We start from the raw sequence: 18,112 nt of genomic DNA on the forward strand, positions 1-18,112 counted from the left end.
ACAGCCACCCTGTGCAAACCGTGCCGACCATGGACCCACCTCAACGGCGAACGAGCGCCAGCGAGCGAGCCGAGCCGGGCAGCGGCGAGGGAGCGCCAGCGACCAAGCCGCTCAGGAGCGCGAGGAACGAGCGCGATCCGGCTCCTACCATTCCTGCGCCACCTTCGGCGACCGCGACCCGGTGGGCGCGACGCCGAAGCGCTCGAGGGCCATCGACATGATGTCGTGGAAGACGGGCGCGGCGGTCGAGCCGCCTCCGGCGTTGGCGAACGGCTTGTCGAGCACGACGTAGGTGATGAACCGGGGCTCGTCGGCGGGTGCGAAGCCGATGAAGGAGACGGTGTTCTGGCCGCGGACGTAGCGTCCGGTGACGGGGTTGACGCGCCAGGCGGTGCCGGTCTTGCCGGCGACCCGGTAGCCGGGGATCTGCGCGGCGGGTGCGGTGCCGTCGTCGGCGGTGACGGCCTCCATCATGCGGGTGACCTCGGCGGCGGCCTTCTTGGAGACGACGCGGCGGGAGGGGACCTCCTTGGCGTCGGTGCGGTGTCCGTCGGCGTCGACGAAGCCGCTGACGACGGACGGGTCGACCATGACGCCGCCGTTGGCGATGGCGCCGACGGCGCGGACGACCTGCAGGGCGGTGACGGAGATGCCCTGGCCGAAGGAGATGGTGGCGTGGTTGGCCTTGGTCCAGCTGGCGGCGGGCGCGAGGATGCCGCGCGACTCGCCGGGGAGCTGGACGCCGGAGCCGACGCCGAAGCCGAACTTGCGCAGGTAGTCGTGCATCGTCTGGTTGCTCATCTGCTGCGCGGCGACGATGGTGCCCAGGTTCGACGACTTGGCGATGACGCCGGCGGCGGTGAGGTTGAGGGTGCCGTGCTGCCAGTAGTCGCCGATGGGGAACTTGTCGATGACCATCTTCCCGGGCACGCTGATCTGCGTGTCGGGGGTGATCTTGCCCTGGTCGGCGAGCGCGGCCATGGTGATCGTCTTGAGCACGGAGCCGGGCTCGTAGACCGTCTGCACGAACCGCGAGACGGTGTTGGAGTCCTGCATGGTGGCCTTGGAGCCAGGGTCGAAGGTGGGGGCCTGCGAGAGCTGGACGACCTGTCCGGTGCGCACGTCCATCGTGATGGCGAGGCCCCAGTCGGACCCGGAGGAGCGCACGGCGTCGGCGAGGCGCTGGTCGGCGTACCACTGCAGGTCGCGGTCGATGGTGGTCTGGACGTCCTGGCCGGGCTTCATCGGCACGACGGTGCTGTCCGCCATGGGGATCCGCTGGCCGGTCGGTGACACCTCGTAGGTGGCGGAGCCGTCCTTGCCGGTGAGGAGGGAGTCGTACTGGCGCTCGATGCCCTGCACGCCGACGGGGGTGTCGGAGTCCTTGGTCTGGCTCATGTAGCCGACGAGGTTGGCGGCGAGACGGCCGCCGGGGTACGTGCGCATCGTGGTCTTCTGGCTGAAGACGCCGGCGGCGCCGGCCTTGCGGAGCGCCTGGAGCGCCTTCTGGCCCTTCGCGGCGGGGAGGTTCTTCTCGAGGACGACGAACCGGGTGTCGGGGGTGCGCAGCTTCTCGATGAGGTCGAAGTAGTCGACGCGGTCCTCGCCGAGGCTCGAGACGAGGATCCGGGCGATCTGCGGTGCCTTCTTGGTGGTCAGGGTGGGGTCGGCGGTGAGGGTGAGCGAGTCGACGCTGGTCGCGATGACCTCGCCGTTGCGGTCGAGGATGTCGCCGCGCGGCGCGGGCACGGTCACGGGCTGCGTGCTGGCGTTGCGCGCCATGGCGGCGTACGCCTGGGCGTCGAGGCCCTGGATCCAGAAGAGGCGGACGCCGAAGAGCATGAAGAGGCTGACGACGAGCAGGAGGCTGACCCGCAGCCGGGTGCGGGAGAGGCGCTGGCGCTTCATCGGTCGACCCTCTCGACGTTGCTGCGGGGCTCGGCGGGCACGGGGTCGCCGACGACCTTGCCGTCGCTCGAGCGCAGGAAGACGGGGTTGGTGTTGGGCACCATGCCGAGACGGACGGCCCGTTGGGCGAGGTCGGCGGGCGCCTGGAGCCCCTCGACCTCGCGACGCAGGTCCTGCTCCTGCACGGTGAGCGCGTCGGCCCTGGTCTGCAGCCGCGCGATCTCGAAGGCCTGCGCCTGCAGGACGGTGCTGAGGAGGATCAGCCCGACGAGGCCGATGCCGAGCACGGTGAGCACGACGACCACGAACGGGGCGCGGCCGGCGCGGCTGCGCACGGGCGCGACGAGCCGCAGCGGGAGCGTCGCGGGGCGGGCCTGGCGCGCCTGCCTCTGCCGTGGACGCGCGGCGTGCATGGTGCTCATGCGGCGACCCTCTCGACGGCGCGCAGCCGGACGGACCGGGCGCGGGGGTTCTCGGTGGACTCGGCCGGGCCGGCCTGCTCGGCGCCACGCGTGAGCAGACGGAACCGCGGCTCGAGCTCGGCGGGCACGACCGGCAGCCCGTGCGGGACGTCGAGGGTGGTGACCTCGGCGAGCGCCCGCTTGGTGATGCGGTCCTCGAGCGAGTGGTAGGAGAGGACGACGACCCGTCCGCCGACGGCGAGGGCGTCGAGCGCGGCGGGCAGGGCGCGGGCGTAGACCGCGAGCTCGTCGTTGACCTCGATGCGCAGCGCCTGGAAGGTCCGCTTGGCCGGGTGTCCCCCGGTGCGCCGGGCGGCGGCGGGGATGCTGTCGCGGACGAGCTCCACCAGGCGGGCGCTGCGGGTGAACGGCTCGCTCTCGCGTGCAGCGACGACGGCGTCGGCGATCCTGCGCGCGAACTTCTCCTCGCCGTGCACGCGCAGGACGCGCGCCAGCCGGTCGGCCGGGTACGTGTTGAGGACGTCGGCGGCGGTCGGTCCCACGCCGGGCGTCATGCGCATGTCGAGGGGGGCGTCCTGCGCGTAGGCGAACCCGCGGTCGGCGAGGTCGAGCTGCATCGAGGAGACGCCGAGGTCGAACAGCACGCCGTCGACGCGGCGCAGCCCGGCGTCGGCGAGGACGTCGGGCAGCTCGTCGTACACGGCGTGGGCGTAGGTGACGCGGTCGCCGAAGGGTTCGAGGCGTTCCCGTGCCCGGGCGAGAGCCTCGGTGTCGCGGTCGATGCCGACGACGTGCACGTCGGGGAAGCGTCGGAGCATCGCCTCGGTGTGTCCGCCCAGGCCGAGCGTGGCGTCGACGACGACGCGGTGGCGCTCGCCAGGAGCGGTCAGCGCGGGCTCGAGCAGCTCCAGGCACCGGTCGAGGAGGACCGGCACGTGCCGGGCGTCGGGGGTGCCCACCCCGTCGTCCTGCGTCACGCGGCACCGGCCACGATGGTGACGGCCAGGCCGATGAGCAGGGCGAGGGCGACGGAGACGCCGGCGGAGAACGCCATCAGGACGGCGGCGTCGGCGAGCTCGTGCCGGACGCGTCGGGGCTGGTGCATCGCACCTCCTCGGGTGCTCGGGGCTCGGTGGGAGCGGGCTGTGGGGGTGGACGGTGGTGCGGGGGGCGACCGTGCGGCCTGATCCCCGTCCGTACGGCTCTGGCACCGGGGAAGTGATGCCAGGACCGGACAGGCGGAGGTCGGACCTCGCGGGCTCAGAAGATGCCGGGCATCACCTCGTCGGACATGTCGGCGAACTGCTCCTCCTGGCCGGCGGAGTACTCGTCCCAGCGGCGGGCGTCCCAGATCTCGATGCGGTCCATCGCGCCGACGACGGCGACGTCACGCTCGAGCCCGGCCCAGGTGCGCAGCACCGGCGGGATGGAGATGCGGCCCTGCTTGTCCGGGACCTCCGAGGAGGCGCCCGAGTAGAGCATGCGCACGAAGTTGCGGGCCTCGCGGTTGGTGAACGGCGTCTCGCGGATGCGGTCGGTGAACGCGCCGAAGGCCTCCGTCGTCCAGCCGTAGATGCAGTTCTCCTGCCCGCGGGTCAGCACGATGCCGCCCTCGAGCCGTGGACGGAACTTGGCCGGGAGGAAGAGCCGGGACTTGTCGTCGAGGCGGGGCGTGTAGGTGCCGAAGAAGTTGTCCGCATCGATGCCCACCTCCCCTCACCTCGTCTCCCGCGTCGGGTCCCCCACCGTCGCGGAAGGATCCCTGTGTGCTCCATTTCGCACCACACTACCCCACCTTCCCCCACCGTCAATGCGACACCGCCGAAGTTCCGGCGATTTCCTGACGTGTCGCAGCGCGCCGCGAGCGGCGTCCAGCCCCGTCGTTGCAGGACTCAGCACCCCTGGAGCCGCCGCGGTGGGGCGAAGTGGAGCGCCCTCCCGCTCCTTTCCTGCGTGGTGGGGCTCGTGGCGGTGAGGCGGACCGTGCGTCGCGGCGTCCGCAAGCACGGGGCTGCCCGCGGACGGAGGGATGGAAGGGGTGCGTGGAACGAGGACACCGGGTCCCGCTGCTGCGGAACCCGGTGTGGGGAGGTGTGGGGGGGGCGGACCTCAGGGGGTCCGCGGGAGGGTCAGCGGTCGTCGCCGTCCTGGCGTCGCTGCCAACGCTCCTCCATGCGGTCCACGAACGAGCCGGACGGCTTGGGGCCCTTGGTACCGGAGGAGCGGACCGGGCCGGCGTCGGGCGTGGCGGTCAGGCCGTGGCGCCACGCGGTGACGAAGAAGTAGCCGCCGGCGAGCATCACCACGAAGCCGAGCACGCCGAGCCAGGTCAGCGCGGAGACCGCGCCGGCGAACAGGATGCCGAGACCGACGACGAGCCCGAGCCCGGACAGCACGGCGACCTTGCGGTTGCGCGCGGCCTGCTTGGAGCCCCGGAGGGTCGACGCGAAGTCGGGATCCTCGGCCGCGAGAGACTGCTCGAGCTGCTGGAGCAGGCGGGCTTCTTCGTCGGAGAGTGGCACCGGAGGCCTCCTGTGGGTGGGTCTAGACCAAGTCTAGGCGGGCGATGGTGTGCAGACCAGCCGAGATCCCTGAGAACTCGCTGGACGTCCGGACCAGACGCTCCAGAGCGTACAAGCGTTCGCGGGCTCCCGGTTCCGTGTCCACGACGGCGCTCGGCACGAGGTCGGCGAACGTGCGCAGCCCGGCGTGCGCCAGCACCCCGAAGCCCGCCGCCGCGAGCTGCTCGTGCAGCTCCTCCGGCACGTACCGGCGCGGGCCGTGCGTGCGCAGGTCCCAGCCCTCCACGCGTGCCTGCGCGAGTGCGGACGCCGCCTCGAAGTCGCCGGCGAGGGTGCGGGCGAGGACGGCAGCGGGCCGCCCCGCGACGACGACGCTCAGCACGCCGTCGGGTCGCAGCGTGGCCGCGACGGTGCGCAGCGCCTCGACGGGGTCGTCGACGTGCTCGAGCACCCCGTGCAGCAGCGCGAGGTCGGTGCCTGCAGCGACGACCTCCTCCCCCAGGTCGCCGGTGTCGCCGAGGACGCCCACCACCTGGCCCTGCACGCCCGCCTCGGCGGCGCGACGGTCCAGCGACGCCAGCGCGTCGGGACTCGGGTCGACCACCGTGACGCGGTGCCCCAGCCCCGCCAGGCGCACGGCGTCGCCCCCCGTGCCGCCGCCGACGTCGAGCACGTCGAGCGGACCGCTGCGCTCGAGGGCCGCGACCGCGTCGAGCACGGCCTGCCACATGATCTCCTGACGCACGGGACGCATGGCGTCACTGTGTCACAGCGTGGCCGCCGGGCCGGACGCTCCCGGCCCTCGCCGCCGCTCGCTAGGGTCGGCACATGGTGCGCGTCGTGGTGGTGGGCGGTGGATTCGCCGGTACGTCGCTCGCGGCGCGGCTCGCGAAGCTGCGGCACGAGGTGGTGCTGCTCGAGGCCGGCGACCGGCTCGGAGGTCGCCTCCGCGGCCACCGGGCGGGCGACGGGCTCTGGCAGCTCGACCTCGACACGTTCACCCTGCCCGGCGTCCTGCGCGACCTCTTCCGCAAGTCCGGGCGGCCGCTCGACGCGGCCCTCACGCTGCGCACGCTCCCCGGGCGTCGGCACGTGTTCGCCGACCGGACCGTGATGGACCTGCCGATGGGCCGACGCTCCGGCCAGGTCGACACCGTCCTCGAGACGTTCGGCGAGGACCCCTGGAGCCCCTGGCTCGACCCGATGACCGAGCCCTGGGACCTCGTCCGACGACGTCTGCTCAACCAGGTGCCCAGACCCGACTCGCTCGACCGGGCCACCCGCCGCGCGCTCCGCGCGAGACGTCCCCTCAGCCGCGAGGTCGCGCGGACGTTCGACGACGACCGGATGCGCCGCATGGTGCTCGACGACGTCGTGCTCGGCGGCGACGACCCGCGCGCCGTCCCCGCGGCGACCGCGGTACGCCACCAGGTCGAGCGGAACTTCGGGCGCTGGGAGGTCGAGGGCGGGATGCCGGCGCTCGCCGACGCACTCACCCGGCGTCTCGAGGAGCGCCGCGTCGACGTGCGCACCGGGTGCTCCGCGTGGGGCGTCGAGCGCGACACGTCCGGCGTCACCGGCGTCCGCACCGACGACGGGGTGGTCCCGGCCGACGTCGTGGCCTGGTGCGCGCCGACCTGGCCCGACGGACTCCCGGAGCCGGCCCTCCTGCCGTGCATCCCGGCCCACCGCACGCTCGTGCGCCTGTCGCCGGACGCACCCGCTCCCGACCTCGCGCGCGACGTCGCGGTGCACGCCGACCCGCCGCTGCACCTGTGGGAGGGCTCCCCCGGCTGCTGGACGATCGCGCACCACAAGGCGGAGAACCCGCTGGTGGCGCTCGTGCGCGTGGGGATCGACCTGCGCGACCTGGTCGTGGAGCGCCACGACCTCGCCCCGGCCGACCTCGTGCGCCTGGGTCACTGGGGCTGGCAGTGGCGCGGCTGGCGCACGGTGCTGCAGCGCCCGGGCCCGGCGCTGCCGCCCGGCGTGGTCATGGCCGGCGCGCACGCGCATCCCGGACCCTCGCTCGAGGGGATCGGCCTCGCCACCGAGGCGCTCGCCGAACGTCTCGGCGCGGTCCCGCGTCGCCCGGCGACCCCCGCGTGAGCCGGACCGGCGCGACCCCGGGTCAGACCAGACCCTCGCCCCGCAGCGTCTCGAAGATCTCGCGCGTCGCCTTGGAGCGGTTGAGCGTGATGAAGTGCAGGCCCGGCGCGCCCTGGGCGAGCAGGTCGCGGCACAGCTGCGTGGCCAGCGCGATGCCGCGCTCACGGACGGCCGCCGGGTCGTCCTGGACCGGCTCGACGACGTCGAGCACCTCGCGCGGGATCGCCGCGCCCGACAGCTCCGCCATGCGGGCGACCTGCGAGAAGTTCAGGATCGGCATGATGCCCGGGACGATCGGCAGGTCGCTGCCGCGGGAGCGCACGCGCTCCACGAGGTCCACGTAGTCCTGCGCGCGGAAGAACAGCTGGGTGATCGCGAACTCCGCGCCGGCCCGGTGCTTGGCGACGAGCACGTCGGCATCGGGCTCCAGGCCCCCGGCGTCGGGATGGCCCTCGGGGAACGCCGCCACGCCGACCGTGAAGTCGCCCAGGTCGCGGGCGAGCTCGACCAGCTCGACGGCGTGGTCCATGCCGTCGGGATGGGTCTCCCACGGGGCGCGGGGTCCGCCCTTCGGGTCGCCGCGCAGGGCCAGGACGTGCCGGATGCCGGAGGCCGCGTACTGCTTGAGGACGGTCTCGATCTCGCTGCGGCTCTGCCCGACCAGGGTCAGGTGGCCGACGGCGCGGATGCGGGACTCCTCGGCGATCCGCGACGTCACGCGGACCGTCCGGTCCTGGCTCGTGCCGCCGGCGCCGTAGGTGACGGACACGAACGACGGCCGCAGCGGCTCGAGGTCGGCGATGGTGCGCCACAGGACCTCCTCCCCCGCGTCGTCCTTGGGCGGGAAGAACTCGAAGGAGACGCAGGGACGCTGTTCGCGGAGGTCCTCCACGATGGAGCGCGAGGGCACGGGCGCGGGGGCGTCGGTCACGGGCCAACGGTATCGTCCGCGACGTGGTAGCCGCCGAGCTTGTCGAGTTCCGAGACGCCGTCGCCGACGAGCTCGACCGCTTCGCGCGTCGACGCCGCGCCGAGCTCGCCGACGTCGGCACCGACCTGGCCCCGTTCCTCGACAGTGCCGTGGCCTTCGTCGCCGGCGGGAAGCGGCTGCGACCGCTCTTCTGCCGCGCGGGCTGGCTCGTGGCCGGCGGCGACCCGGACGACCCCGCGATCGTCACGGCCGCGGCGTCGCTCGAGTGGCTGCAGGGCAGCGCCCTCGTCCACGACGACCTGATGGACGGCTCGGACACCCGGCGCGGGCACCCGAGCGTGCACCGCGACTTCGAGGCACGGCACCGGGCGGTCGAGGGATCAGTGGGCGACGCGGCGCGCTTCGGCCAGGCCGCCGCGGTGCTGCTCGGCGACCTCATGCTCTCGTGGGCCGACGAGCAGCTGCGCTCCTCCGGGCTGCCGCGGGTGCCCGAGGCGCTGCACTACCTCGACCTCTGCCGCTCGGAGGTCGTCGCGGGCCAGTACCTCGACGTCCTCGCGCAGACCCGCGCCAGCGTGACCGTCGACGAGGCGATGACGATCGTGCGGTTCAAGGCCGCCTCCTACACGGTCGAGCGCCCGCTGCACATCGGCGCCGCGCTGGCGGGCGCCGACGACGCACTGGTGGCGGGGCTCAGCGCCGTGGCCGTGCCGCTCGGCCAGGCGTTCCAGCTGCGCGACGACGTGCTGGGCGTCTTCGGCGACCCGGCCGCGACCGGCAAGCCCGCGGGCGACGACCTGCGCGAGGGCAAGCGCACGGTGCTGGTGGCCCGGGCCCTCGAGCTGGGCTCGGACGAGGACCGCGCGCTGCTCACCCGTCTGCTGGGCACGCGCGAGGGCGTGGAACAGCTCACGGACCTCATGACCCGCACCGGCGCGCTCGCCGCCGTCGAGCGCGACATCGCCCGGCTCGAGGACGAGGTCGACGAGGCGATCGACGCGCTCGGCCCGGCCGCACGCGAGGTGCTGGCACCGCTCGCGCTCAGTGCGACGCGCCGCTCCTCGTGACCGCCGCGCCCTGACGCCTCGCAGGCAACTCCCGACGAGGACACGGCCGCGCAGCGCCGTCCGCGCGAGGCTGTTCTCTACACTCGTCCCAGGGTCAGCCGGCCTGTGGAGCCGACGTGAGGAGGTCCGGCGTGACGGTCACGCGTGATGATGCGCTCGTCGGTCGCGTCCTCGACGGTCGGTACCGGGTGGCGGAGCGGATCGCGCGGGGCGGCATGGCCAGCGTCTTCCTCGGGCACGACGAACGACTCGACCGCCCGGTGGCCGTGAAGGTCATGCACGCCGGACTCGGCGACGACGAGGAGTTCTCGCAGCGGTTCGAGCGGGAGGCGCGTGCAGCGGCCAAGCTCAACCACCGCGGGGTCGTGGCCGTCTTCGACCAGGGCCGCGACGGTGACATCACCTACCTGGTCATGGAGTACGTGCCCGGGCGCACCTTGCGCGACGTCATGCGCGAGGAGGCACCCATGCGTCCGCTCCGGGCGCTGCGTCTCCTGGCCGACGTGCTGACGGCGCTGTCCGCGGCGCACCGTGCGCACCTGGTGCACCGCGACGTGAAGCCCGAGAACGTGCTCATCACGCCCGACGGCGAGGTGAAGGTCGCCGACTTCGGCCTCGCCCGCGCCGTCAGCGCCGCGACCACCGCCACGGGCGGCACGCTGATCGGCACGGTCTCCTACCTCGCCCCCGAGATCGTCGTCAACGAGGGCGCCGACGCCCGTTCCGACGTGTACGCGTGCGGAGCCCTGCTGTACGAGATGCTCACCGGCGTCAAGCCGCACACCGGCGACTCGCCCATCCAGGTGGCCTACAAGCACGTCCACGAGGACGTCGCGCCGCCGTCGCTGCTGCGCCCGGAGCTGCCGCCCTACGTCGACGCGCTCGTCGCACGCGCCACCGTCCGCGACCGCACGCAGCGCTCGCAGGACGCCGGGGTGCTGCTGCGGCAGGTCCGGCTCGTCGAGCGGGCCCTCGTGGAGGGCCTGGCCGACGACCCCGACCTCACCGCCGACCTGCTGCCGCGCACCACGGCCCCCGACGACGAGCCGACCCGTCCGGTCGTCCTCGAGCACGAGTACCCCGACGGTGCGCTGTCGGGGCCGATGTCGCCGGCGGCGGCCACGGCCCTCGACGACGACGGTGGCGAGACCGTCCTCGTCGACCGCGAGACCGGCGAGGTCGTCGCCCGCGCGGAGCCGACGATGCGCTGGAGCAGCGACACGTGGTCGCGCACCCCCGCCGCCGCAGCGGCTCCCCCGCCGCAGGAGCCGCCGGTCCGCACGCGCGACGACCGCGCGCGGCGACGCGGCCGGCTGCTGCTGGTGGCCACGCTCCTCGCGGCGCTCGTCGCGGCCGGTGCCGGCTACTGGCTGGGCTTCGGCCGCTACGAGACCGTGCCGCAGCTGGTCGGCCAGGCCGAGGCGCAGGCGGCCGAGGAGGCCAAGGACGCGGGCTTCAAGCTCGACGTCACGCGACGCGCCTTCTCCGAGACGAAGCCGCTCGGCACCGTCATCTCCACCAAGCCGGCCGTCGGCGAACGGCTGCTGCCCGGAGAGACGATCACCGCGGTCGTGTCCAAGGGCAAGGAGCGCTACGCCGTGCCCGACCTGTCGGGTCGGACCCTCGACGACGCCCGCGCCGCGCTCGAGCGACGCAACCTGCAGGCGGGCGACGTCACCGAGCGGTACGACGAGACCGTGCCCCAGGGGCAGGTCGTCGCCGTCTCCGGCGTCAAGGTCGGCCAGCAGGTCCGGCGCGGCACCGTCGTCGACCTCGTGGTCAGCCGGGGCCGCGAGCCGATCCAGGTGCCCGACCAGACCGGCCGCACCCGTCAGGAGGCGCGTGCGGCTCTGGAGGAGGCGTCGTTCGCCGTCACGGTGCGCGAGTCCTTCTCCGACGACGTCCCGAAGGACCGCGTCATCAGCCAGTCGCCGAAGGACGGGACCCTGTTCCGCGGCGACACCGTCACGATCGAGGTCTCCAAGGGCCCGGAGTCGGTCGACGTGCCCGACGTCCTCGGTCGGCCGCGCGACGAGGCCGTGAAGGCCCTCGAGGAGGCCGGCTTCGAGGTCGACGTGCGCAACCGCATCCCCGGCTCCGACCGCGTGGTCTTCCAGGACCCGGGCTCGGGCAAGGCCAAGGTCGGCTCGACCGTCGTCATCTACGTCTGAACGACCGACGCCCCCGGACCTCGTCCGGGGGCGTCGGTGTCGGCAGCAGCCGCGGGATCAGCGCTGGTGCAGCATGTCGGCCACGAGGAAGGCCAGCTCGAGCGACTGCTCCCGGTTGAGGCGCGGGTCGCACAGCGTCTCGTAGCGCGTGGCGAGGTCCTCGGCCGAGACCCGTCGGCCGCCGCCGACGCACTCGGTGACGTCGTCGCCCGTCAGCTCCACGTGGATGCCGCCGGGCCACGTGCCGAGCGCGCGGTGCACCTCGAAGAAGCCGCGGGTCTCGTCGATGACGTCGTCGAACTCGCGGGTCTTGTAGCCCGTGGAGGCCTCGAAGGTGTTGCCGTGCATGGGGTCGCAGACCCACGCGACCTCGAGCCCGGCGGCGGTCACCTTCTCGACCAGCGGCGGGAGGAGGTCGCGGATCTTGTCGGCACCGAAGCGGGTGATGAACGTGATCCGACCCGGCTCGCGCTCGGGGTTGAGCTTCTCGTACAGCGCGATCGCGTCGTCGGCCGACGTGGTCGGGCCGAGCTTGACCCCGATCGGGTTCGCGATGTGGCTCAGCAGCTCCACGTGCGCACCGTCGAGCTGACGCGTGCGCTCGCCGATCCAGACGAAGTGGCTGGACACGTCGTACGAGCGCTGGGTGCGCGAGTCGACACGCGTGAGCGCGTGCTCGTACTCGAGGATGAGCGCCTCGTGGGAGGAGTAGAAGTCGACGGAGCGGAACGCGTCGGGCTCCACGCCGATGGCGTCCATGAACGCGAGGGCGCGGTCGATCTCGCCGCCCACCTGCTCGTAGCTGACGCCCACCGGGCTGTTCTTGACGAAGTCCTTGTTCCACTCGTGCATCTGCCGCAGGTCGGCGTAGCCGCCCGTGGTGAAGGCGCGCGCGAGGTTCAGCGTGGCGCTCGACGCGTGGTAGACGTCGACGAGACGCTGCGGGTCGTGCACGCGCGACTCCGGCGTGAAGTCGAACCCGTTCACGGCGTCGCCGCGGTAGGCCGGCAGCGTGACGCCGTCGCGGGTCTCGGTGTCGCGGGAGCGCGGCTTGGCGTACTGCCCGGCGAGCCGGCCGACCTTGACCACGGGGACGCTGGCGGCGTACGTCAGGACGACGGCCATCGACAGCAGCACCCGCAGCTTGTTGCGCACGTTCTCCGCGGTGACGCCCTCGAAGGTCTCGGCGCAGTCACCACCCTGGAGCAGGAACGCCTCGCCGCGGGCCACCGCAGCCATGCGGTCGCGCAGGTCGTCGCACTCGCCGGCAAAGACCAGCGGCGGCATCCGGCGCAGCTGCTCGAGCGCGCGCTCGCGGGCAGCGGGGTCGGCGTAGGTGGGCTGCTGGGCAGCTCCCATCGCGTGCAGGTCGTCGAGGCTCGGAATGCTCACCAGGAGAGTCTAGTGCGGCTCCCCTGCCGCCTCGAAACCCGTCCAGCGAGAGGCGCCCGGGACACGGGCGCTCGGCACGGGCTGTCCGGCACAGGCCGGCTCACCAGTGCAGCGTGCCGGGCGCGCCCTTGAACGGTCCGCCGACGCGCGAGGTGATCCAGCCACCGTAGAAGTCGCCGTCCTGGGCCTGCACGACCTCGCCGTCGACGGTGCAGCGGTCCATCCGCGCGGGGTACAGCGCCACGTGGTCCAGCAGCACCTCGTACCCCGCGGTCGGCGCGGGGTAGGTCCACGCGCCCGCGGGCACCACCCGGTCGCCGGCCACGAGGTCGAAGTACGCCGCCTCTCCCTTGTACTCGCACCACGTCCGACGGGCGACAGGTCTCAGGACGCCGTCACGCACGTCGGCGACCGGCAGGTAGTACGTGGGCGGGTGGCTCGTCTCCAGCACGCGGAGGGCCGACGTGGTCCGCACGACCTCGACGCCGCCGAGCTCGACCACCACCGTCTCGGAGCTGGGGACGACGGCGGGCGGGCGCGGGTAGGACCAGACGTCCTCGACGTCGGGCCGCCGACCCTCCTGCCGGTCCCCTGGGTGACCCTCGTGGGCGCTCATGCCGGTCGTCCTCCCGTGGTCGCGGACCCGACACGTCCCGGGCCCTGCCCCCATCGTCCTCGGCAGGCACCCGTCCTGCACGACGAGCGCAGGGCGGCGGCGACGGGCGTCACTCCGGCTTGATCTCGTCCCAGACCTCGTCGGACTCCGCACGCTCGGCCGTCCTCGCCGCCTCGCGCTCGGCCTCGCGGTCACGCTTCTTGGCGTCCTGCGCGTACAGATCGACGTACTCCTGGCCGGAGAGCCGCATGATCTCGTACATGATCTCGTCGGTGACGGCCCGCAGGATGAACCGGTCGCCCTCGAGCCCCTCGTAGCGGCTGAAGTCGAGCGGCTCCCCGAAGCGGACGCCCGGCCGTGCCATGCGGCCGAACACCTTGCCGGGCGGGGCCACGACGTCGGTGTTGATGACCGCCAGCGGGATCACCGGCACACCGGACTCGAGCGCGATGCGCGCCACGCCCGTGCGCCCGCGGTAGAGCCTGCCGTCGTGGGAGCGGGTCCCCTCGGGGTAGATCCCGCAGACCTCCCCCTCCGACAGCAGCCGCAGCTGCGTGGCGATCGCCCCCGCCGCGGCCGACCCGCTCGAACGGTCGATGGGGACCTGCCCGGCGCCGGAGAAGAACTTCTTCTGGAACCACCCCTTGATGCCGGGGGTCTCGAAGTACTCCGCCTTCGCCACGAAGGTCACCCGACGCGGGATCACCAGCGGCATGAACAGCCAGTCGCTGTAGGAGAGGTGGTTGCTCGCGAGGATGACCGCACCCTCCTTGGGCACGTTCTCGGTGCCCTCGGCCCACGGCCTGAAGATCAGCTTCAGCAGCGGACCCAGGGCCAGGAACTTCAGGAACCAGTAGAACAACGTCGCCTCCTCAGCGTCACCCGGACACTACCGCGATCCGGGGGGTGTGCGGCGGCGACACCGTGGGAGAGGATGGTTCCATGAGCCCGTCCCCCTCCGTCGTGCCCGGAGCCGAGCCCTTCGCCCACGACGCCGGCCGAGTCGGTGTCCTGCTCAGCCACGGCTTCACGGGTTCGCCCGCGTCGATGGTCGACTGGGGCCGCGACCTCGCCGACCGCGGGTACACCGTGCGGGTGCCGCGGCTGCCGGGGCACGGCACCACCTGGCAGGAGATGAACCGCACCACCTGGCGCGACTGGTACGGCGCGCTCGACCGCGAGCTCGACGTCCTGCGGGAGCGGTGCGACGCCGTCGTCGTGGCCGGACTGTCGATGGGCGGCTGCCTGGCACTGCGCCTGGCGGAGCAGCGCCCCGCCGACGTCGCCGGCGTCGTGCTCGTCAACCCGGCCGTCGCGTCGCGCGACCCCCGGCTCAAGGCCGTGCCGGTGCTCAAGCACGTGCTGCCGTCGATGGCCGCGATCGGCGGCGACATCAAGAAGCCCGGCGTCAGCGAGGGCGCCTACGACCGCACGCCGCTGCGCGCGCTGCACTCGATGATGCAGCTGTGGGACGACGTCCGCGGCGGCCTCGACCGCGTGCAGTCCCCCGTGCTGTTCTTCCGCTCCGTCGAGGACCACGTCGTCGACGACAGCACCCTGGCCCTCGTGCGCGAGGGCGTGCGCCCCGACCTCCTGACGGTGGTCGAGCTGACCGACAGCTACCACGTCGCGACCGTCGACCACGACGCCCCGCTGATCCGGGAGCGGTCGGCCGCGTTCGTCGCGGAGGTCACGGGCGGGGTCACGGGTGGGGTCACGGGTGGGGACACGGGTGGGGACACCGGCGGGGACACCGGCGGGGCCGGCCGTGGCTGAGCGCGACGACCGCACTCCCGACGACGACGGCGAGGCACGGCGCGGCAGCGACCGCGACGCCTTCGACGCGATCGTCGAGCGTCTCGACCTCGACCTGCCCTTCCCTCTCGGGGTGGAGCGGCCGGTCGAGCCTGAGCCCGAGCCCGTCGAGCTCGACGACCAGCCCGACCCCGTCGACGAGCAGTTCTACCGGAACGTGCGGCCGGGGCCCGCACGTCCGCTGCACCGCGGGCGTGCCGCCGCCTGGGCGGGCCTGGCGGGCTCGCCGCTGCTGCTCGTGCTCGCGACGGTCGGCGGCAGCTGGTTGTCGCGCCCGGTGCTGCTGGGCGCGGCGCTCACCTTCGTCGCTTCGGCGATCTACCTGATCGCGCAGCTGCCCGAACACGGACCCGGGCAGCAGGATTGGCCGGACGACGGCGCCGCGCTGTGAGGCGGGCCATGTCGGCCGCACCGATGAGCCCCGCCTCGGGTCCGAGGTGGGCGCGGACGATCCGCGCCTCCGAGCGGTAGCCGCGGCCCGTCAGGGTCCGCGAGTACGCCTCGCGCGCCGGGCCGAGGAGCATCTCGCCCGCGTCGCTCACGCCGCCACCGACCACGAAGAGGCCGGGGTCGAGCGCGGCGGCGAGGTTCGCCATGCCGACGCCGAGCCAGTCGCCGACCTCGGCGATCCAGGCGACCGCCTCCTCGTCGCCGGACTCCGCCAGGGGCGTGACGTGGGCGCCCTCGACCCGCTCCGGGCCGCCGGCCGCCTCGGCCAGCCGCCGGCCGATCGGCGTGCCCTCCGCCACGGCGGCGGTGGCGCGTCGACCGAGCACGCGACCGCTCGCGTACTGCTCCCAGCAGCCGAGGTTGCCGCACTCGCAGGCGTTGCCACCCGGGACGACCTGCATGTGCCCGAACTCCCCGGCGATCCCGAAGTGTCCGCGGTAGGGCAGGCCGTCGATGACGAGCGCCCCGCCGATGCCGGTGCCGAGCGTGATGAGGACCAGGTCGGGCTCGTTCTGGGCCGCCCCGAAGCGCCACTCCGCCCAGCCGCTCGTGTTGGCGTCGTTGTCGACCATCACGGGCAGCATCGTGCGACGTGCGACCCGGTCACGCAGCGGCTCGTGCCGCCAGGCGAGGTGGGGCGCGAAGAGCACGGTCGACTGCGACGCGTCGACGAAGCCGGCAGCGCCGATGCCGACGGCCTTGACCGGCAGCTCGGCACGGAACTCGGACGTGATCTCGACGATCGCGTCGAGCACCGCCTCGGGCTCCGTCGTCGGGGTCTCGCGCCGTGTGCGGGCGATGACCCGGCCGTCCTCGTCGACCACGCCGGCCGCGATCTTGGTGCCGCCGATGTCGATGCCGACGGCCAGCCTGTCCGCCACGTCAGTCTCCTGTCCGGTCGGCCGAGGCCGACGTCCTGGTGGTGCGGTCGGACGCGGCGCGACCGAGGTCGGCCGCGCCCACGATGCCGGCCTCGTTGCCGAGGGTCGCGAGCCGGACCTGCGCCACACGTCGGTGGAACCGCGCGGGCAGGTGCTCCTCGAAGGCCGCCTTCACCGGACCCAGCACCAGGTCGCCGGCCGCGCCCACGCCCCCGCCGATCACGATGACGGTCGGGTCGAGGACCGCCGCGAGCGAGGCGCACCCCTCGCCGATCCAGGTGCCGAGGTCGTGCAGCAGGTCCACGCACAGGGCGTCGCCCTGCTGGGCGAGGTCGGTGACCATCGGACCGGTGATCGCCTCGACGCCGCCCGCCCGCGACACCAGGGCCGCCGCCGCGGGGTCGTCGGACGCCGCGCGCTCCCGCGCGTCGTGCACGAGGGCGCTGCCGCTCGCGTACTGCTCGAAGCAGCCGTGCTGGCCGCAGCCGCACAGCCGGCCGTCGCGTACGAGCCGCAGGTGGCCCACCTCGGCGGCGGCACCGAAGCCGCCGCGCACGAGGTCGCCGTCCTGGATCACGCCGCCCCCGACGCCGGTGCCGATGGTCACGAGCAGCAGGTCGTCGGAGTCCGCGCCTGCGCCGAACCGGTACTCGCCCCACGCGGCGGCGTTGGCGTCGTTCTCGACGACCACCGGCAGGTCGAGCAACCGCGCGATGTCGGCGCCGAGCGGCTCGTCGCGCCAGTCGATGTTCGGCGCGAACGTCACCGTCGAGCGGTCGGCGGAGACGAAGCCCGCCGCACCCACGCCGATGCCGGCCACCGGCGCGACGGCGCGGTCGCGCAGCCGGTCGACGAGGTCGGCCACGAGGGCCGCGATCTTGCCGCCGGCCGGGGTGGGCTCGGAGACGCTGTCGAGGATCGTGCCGTCCGCGTCGACGAGGCCGGCGGCGACCTTCGTGCCGCCGATGTCGACGCCCACGCCGAGGGTCGGCGGGCGGTCCGTGCTGCGCTGACCCGTCATGGGCGCGTCTCCTCCTCGTCGTCGGCCGATGCGGCCGTGCGGGTGGCGGCCTCGAAGGCGTCGCGCACCGTCCGGGCGAGGTGGAGGGCCGCCAGGGCGACCTCCTCCACCACCTCGGGGTTGTCCTTCACGAACCCGACCACCTGGCACACCGGGCACCAGCTCGTCGTGCAGACGTGCTGCGACCCACGCCCGGCATCGGTGTGCGGGCTGTCGGTGTCGGGGGCGTCGGCGTCGGGGGCGTCGGCGTCGGGGACGTCGCGCGCGGCGCCGGCGACCGCCTCGGTGTCGACCGCGAGCGCGCGCAGCAGCTTCAGGGTCTCCTGCCCGAGGGACCCGACCTCGTCCTCAGGCAAGGCTCTCGACCCGCTGCTTCAACCCGCTCAGCGCCGCGTCGATGATGACCTTCTCCGCCTTGCGCTTCAGCGTGCCGAGCAGGGGCACGGCCACGTCGACGGCGAGCTGGTAGGTGACCCGCGTCCCGCCGTCGACCACGGCGAGCGCGTAGGTGCCGTCCAAGGCGGTGAGGACCGTGGCCTTCTCGGCGAGACGCCACGACACGGACCGGTCGCCGTCCCAGGTGTAGAGCAGCTCGTAGGTGTCGCGGATCGGGGCCGCGTCGAGCGTGAAGCGCACGTGGTCGGCGCGCCCGTCGGCCCCCGTGGCCAGCACGTCGGCCTGGCGCACGCCCGTGGCCCACACGGGATACGCGTCGAAGTCCGCGATGACCGCCATGACGGCGGAGGGCGCGGCATCGATGACGATGTCGCTGGTCGTGCGCGCCATGCAGCCCTCCTCGGTCGGTCG

At 73.5% G+C, this 18,112-nt stretch carries 20 protein-coding genes; 5 read left to right on the forward strand and 15 right to left on the reverse strand.

Features of this window, described 5'->3' with window-relative positions; translation table 11 throughout:
- Window positions 1–144: 144 nt before the first annotated feature.
- The 7 genes from AC3WRM_RS03345 to AC3WRM_RS03375 form a co-directional block, all read right to left on the reverse strand.
- The gene (locus tag AC3WRM_RS03345) at window positions 145–1,908 is read right to left on the reverse strand and encodes a peptidoglycan D,D-transpeptidase FtsI family protein (RefSeq protein WP_492247143.1); all 1,764 of its coding nucleotides are present in this window, start codon (window positions 1,906–1,908) and stop codon (window positions 145–147) included.
- Window positions 1,905–2,330, reverse strand: coding sequence for a cell division protein FtsL (gene ftsL / locus AC3WRM_RS03350; protein WP_492247142.1), 426 nt, complete (start codon window positions 2,328–2,330; stop codon window positions 1,905–1,907). The genes AC3WRM_RS03345 and ftsL overlap by 4 nt, the downstream gene beginning before the upstream one ends.
- Window positions 2,327–3,289, reverse strand: a complete 963-nt coding sequence (rsmH, locus tag AC3WRM_RS03355; RefSeq protein WP_492270908.1) for a 16S rRNA (cytosine(1402)-N(4))-methyltransferase RsmH — start codon at window positions 3,287–3,289, stop codon at window positions 2,327–2,329. The genes ftsL and rsmH overlap by 4 nt, the downstream gene beginning before the upstream one ends.
- 14 nt (window positions 3,290–3,303) lie before the next feature.
- Window positions 3,304–3,435, reverse strand: a complete 132-nt coding sequence (locus tag AC3WRM_RS03360; RefSeq protein ID WP_492247140.1) for a hypothetical protein — start codon at window positions 3,433–3,435, stop codon at window positions 3,304–3,306.
- Window positions 3,436–3,590: 155 nt separating this feature from the next.
- Complete coding sequence (mraZ, locus tag AC3WRM_RS03365) at window positions 3,591–4,040, reverse strand: division/cell wall cluster transcriptional repressor MraZ (RefSeq protein ID WP_492247139.1); 450 nt, start codon at window positions 4,038–4,040, stop codon at window positions 3,591–3,593.
- 419 nt (window positions 4,041–4,459) lie between these two features.
- Window positions 4,460–4,852, reverse strand: a complete 393-nt coding sequence (locus AC3WRM_RS03370) for an SCO2097 family morphological protein (protein ID WP_492247138.1) — start codon at window positions 4,850–4,852, stop codon at window positions 4,460–4,462.
- A gap of 22 nt (window positions 4,853–4,874) precedes the next feature.
- Window positions 4,875–5,606: a methyltransferase domain-containing protein gene (locus AC3WRM_RS03375; protein ID WP_492247137.1), complete on the reverse strand. Its 732-nt coding sequence runs from the start codon at window positions 5,604–5,606 to the stop codon at window positions 4,875–4,877.
- Between the two features lie 74 nt (window positions 5,607–5,680).
- Between AC3WRM_RS03375 and AC3WRM_RS03380 the strand changes: the two genes are divergently transcribed.
- Complete coding sequence (locus tag AC3WRM_RS03380) at window positions 5,681–6,961, forward strand: phytoene desaturase family protein (protein ID WP_492247136.1); 1,281 nt, start codon at window positions 5,681–5,683, stop codon at window positions 6,959–6,961.
- Between the two features lie 22 nt (window positions 6,962–6,983).
- Here AC3WRM_RS03380 and metF read toward each other — a convergent pair whose 3' ends face one another.
- Window positions 6,984–7,892, reverse strand: a complete 909-nt coding sequence (gene metF, locus AC3WRM_RS03385) for a methylenetetrahydrofolate reductase [NAD(P)H] (RefSeq protein ID WP_492247135.1) — start codon at window positions 7,890–7,892, stop codon at window positions 6,984–6,986.
- A 23-nt stretch (window positions 7,893–7,915) separates the two neighbouring features.
- Between metF and AC3WRM_RS03390 the strand changes: the two genes are divergently transcribed.
- Together AC3WRM_RS03390 and pknB are read left to right on the forward strand one after the other, a co-directional pair.
- Window positions 7,916–8,959, forward strand: coding sequence for a polyprenyl synthetase family protein (locus AC3WRM_RS03390; RefSeq protein WP_492247134.1), 1,044 nt, complete (start codon window positions 7,916–7,918; stop codon window positions 8,957–8,959).
- A 131-nt stretch (window positions 8,960–9,090) separates the two neighbouring features.
- The gene (pknB, locus tag AC3WRM_RS03395) at window positions 9,091–11,130 is read left to right on the forward strand and encodes a Stk1 family PASTA domain-containing Ser/Thr kinase (protein ID WP_492247133.1); all 2,040 of its coding nucleotides are present in this window, start codon (window positions 9,091–9,093) and stop codon (window positions 11,128–11,130) included.
- 57 nt (window positions 11,131–11,187) lie between these two features.
- Here the strand turns inward: pknB and AC3WRM_RS03400 are convergent, their stop codons facing one another.
- From AC3WRM_RS03400 to AC3WRM_RS03410, 3 genes are all read right to left on the reverse strand, one after another.
- The gene (locus tag AC3WRM_RS03400; protein ID WP_353681415.1) at window positions 11,188–12,525 is read right to left on the reverse strand and encodes a class II 3-deoxy-7-phosphoheptulonate synthase; all 1,338 of its coding nucleotides are present in this window, start codon (window positions 12,523–12,525) and stop codon (window positions 11,188–11,190) included.
- 97 nt (window positions 12,526–12,622) lie between these two features.
- Entirely contained in the window at window positions 12,623–13,138 is a 516-nt protein-coding gene (locus AC3WRM_RS03405) for a DUF427 domain-containing protein (protein ID WP_492247132.1), read from the reverse strand.
- Between the two features lie 109 nt (window positions 13,139–13,247).
- Window positions 13,248–14,000 (reverse strand): lysophospholipid acyltransferase family protein, encoded by a 753-nt coding sequence (locus AC3WRM_RS03410; protein ID WP_492247131.1) that lies wholly within the window; start codon window positions 13,998–14,000, stop codon window positions 13,248–13,250.
- 80 nt (window positions 14,001–14,080) lie between these two features.
- Between AC3WRM_RS03410 and AC3WRM_RS03415 the strand changes: the two genes are divergently transcribed.
- Both AC3WRM_RS03415 and AC3WRM_RS03420 read left to right on the forward strand, forming a co-directional pair.
- Window positions 14,081–14,914, forward strand: a complete 834-nt coding sequence (locus AC3WRM_RS03415; protein ID WP_492247130.1) for an alpha/beta hydrolase — start codon at window positions 14,081–14,083, stop codon at window positions 14,912–14,914.
- On the forward strand, window positions 14,907–15,344 hold the full coding sequence (locus tag AC3WRM_RS03420) for a hypothetical protein (protein ID WP_492247129.1): 438 nt from the start codon (window positions 14,907–14,909) through the stop codon (window positions 15,342–15,344). The genes AC3WRM_RS03415 and AC3WRM_RS03420 overlap by 8 nt, the downstream gene beginning before the upstream one ends.
- On the opposite strand, the gene AC3WRM_RS03425 is transcribed toward AC3WRM_RS03420, so the two are convergent.
- From AC3WRM_RS03425 to AC3WRM_RS03440, 4 genes are read right to left on the reverse strand one after another with little or no spacing between them, the layout of a single operon-like run.
- Complete coding sequence (locus tag AC3WRM_RS03425; RefSeq protein WP_492247128.1) at window positions 15,250–16,284, reverse strand: ROK family glucokinase; 1,035 nt, start codon at window positions 16,282–16,284, stop codon at window positions 15,250–15,252. The two genes, AC3WRM_RS03420 and AC3WRM_RS03425, sit on opposite strands and share 95 nt — an antisense overlap.
- Window position 16,285: 1 nt before the next feature.
- Complete coding sequence (locus tag AC3WRM_RS03430) at window positions 16,286–17,305, reverse strand: ROK family glucokinase (RefSeq protein ID WP_492247127.1); 1,020 nt, start codon at window positions 17,303–17,305, stop codon at window positions 16,286–16,288.
- Window positions 17,302–17,661, reverse strand: a complete 360-nt coding sequence (locus AC3WRM_RS03435) for a hypothetical protein (RefSeq protein ID WP_492247126.1) — start codon at window positions 17,659–17,661, stop codon at window positions 17,302–17,304. The genes AC3WRM_RS03430 and AC3WRM_RS03435 overlap by 4 nt, the downstream gene beginning before the upstream one ends.
- Window positions 17,654–18,091 carry an SRPBCC family protein gene (locus tag AC3WRM_RS03440; RefSeq protein ID WP_492247125.1) on the reverse strand — a complete coding sequence of 146 codons (438 nt, stop codon included), beginning with the start codon at window positions 18,089–18,091 and terminating at the stop codon, window positions 17,654–17,656. Before AC3WRM_RS03440 ends, AC3WRM_RS03435 begins: the two co-directional genes overlap by 8 nt.
- Window positions 18,092–18,112 lie beyond the last annotated feature (21 nt).

This window comes from Aeromicrobium sp. EU05-FHT14F07 (assembly GCF_058790455.1).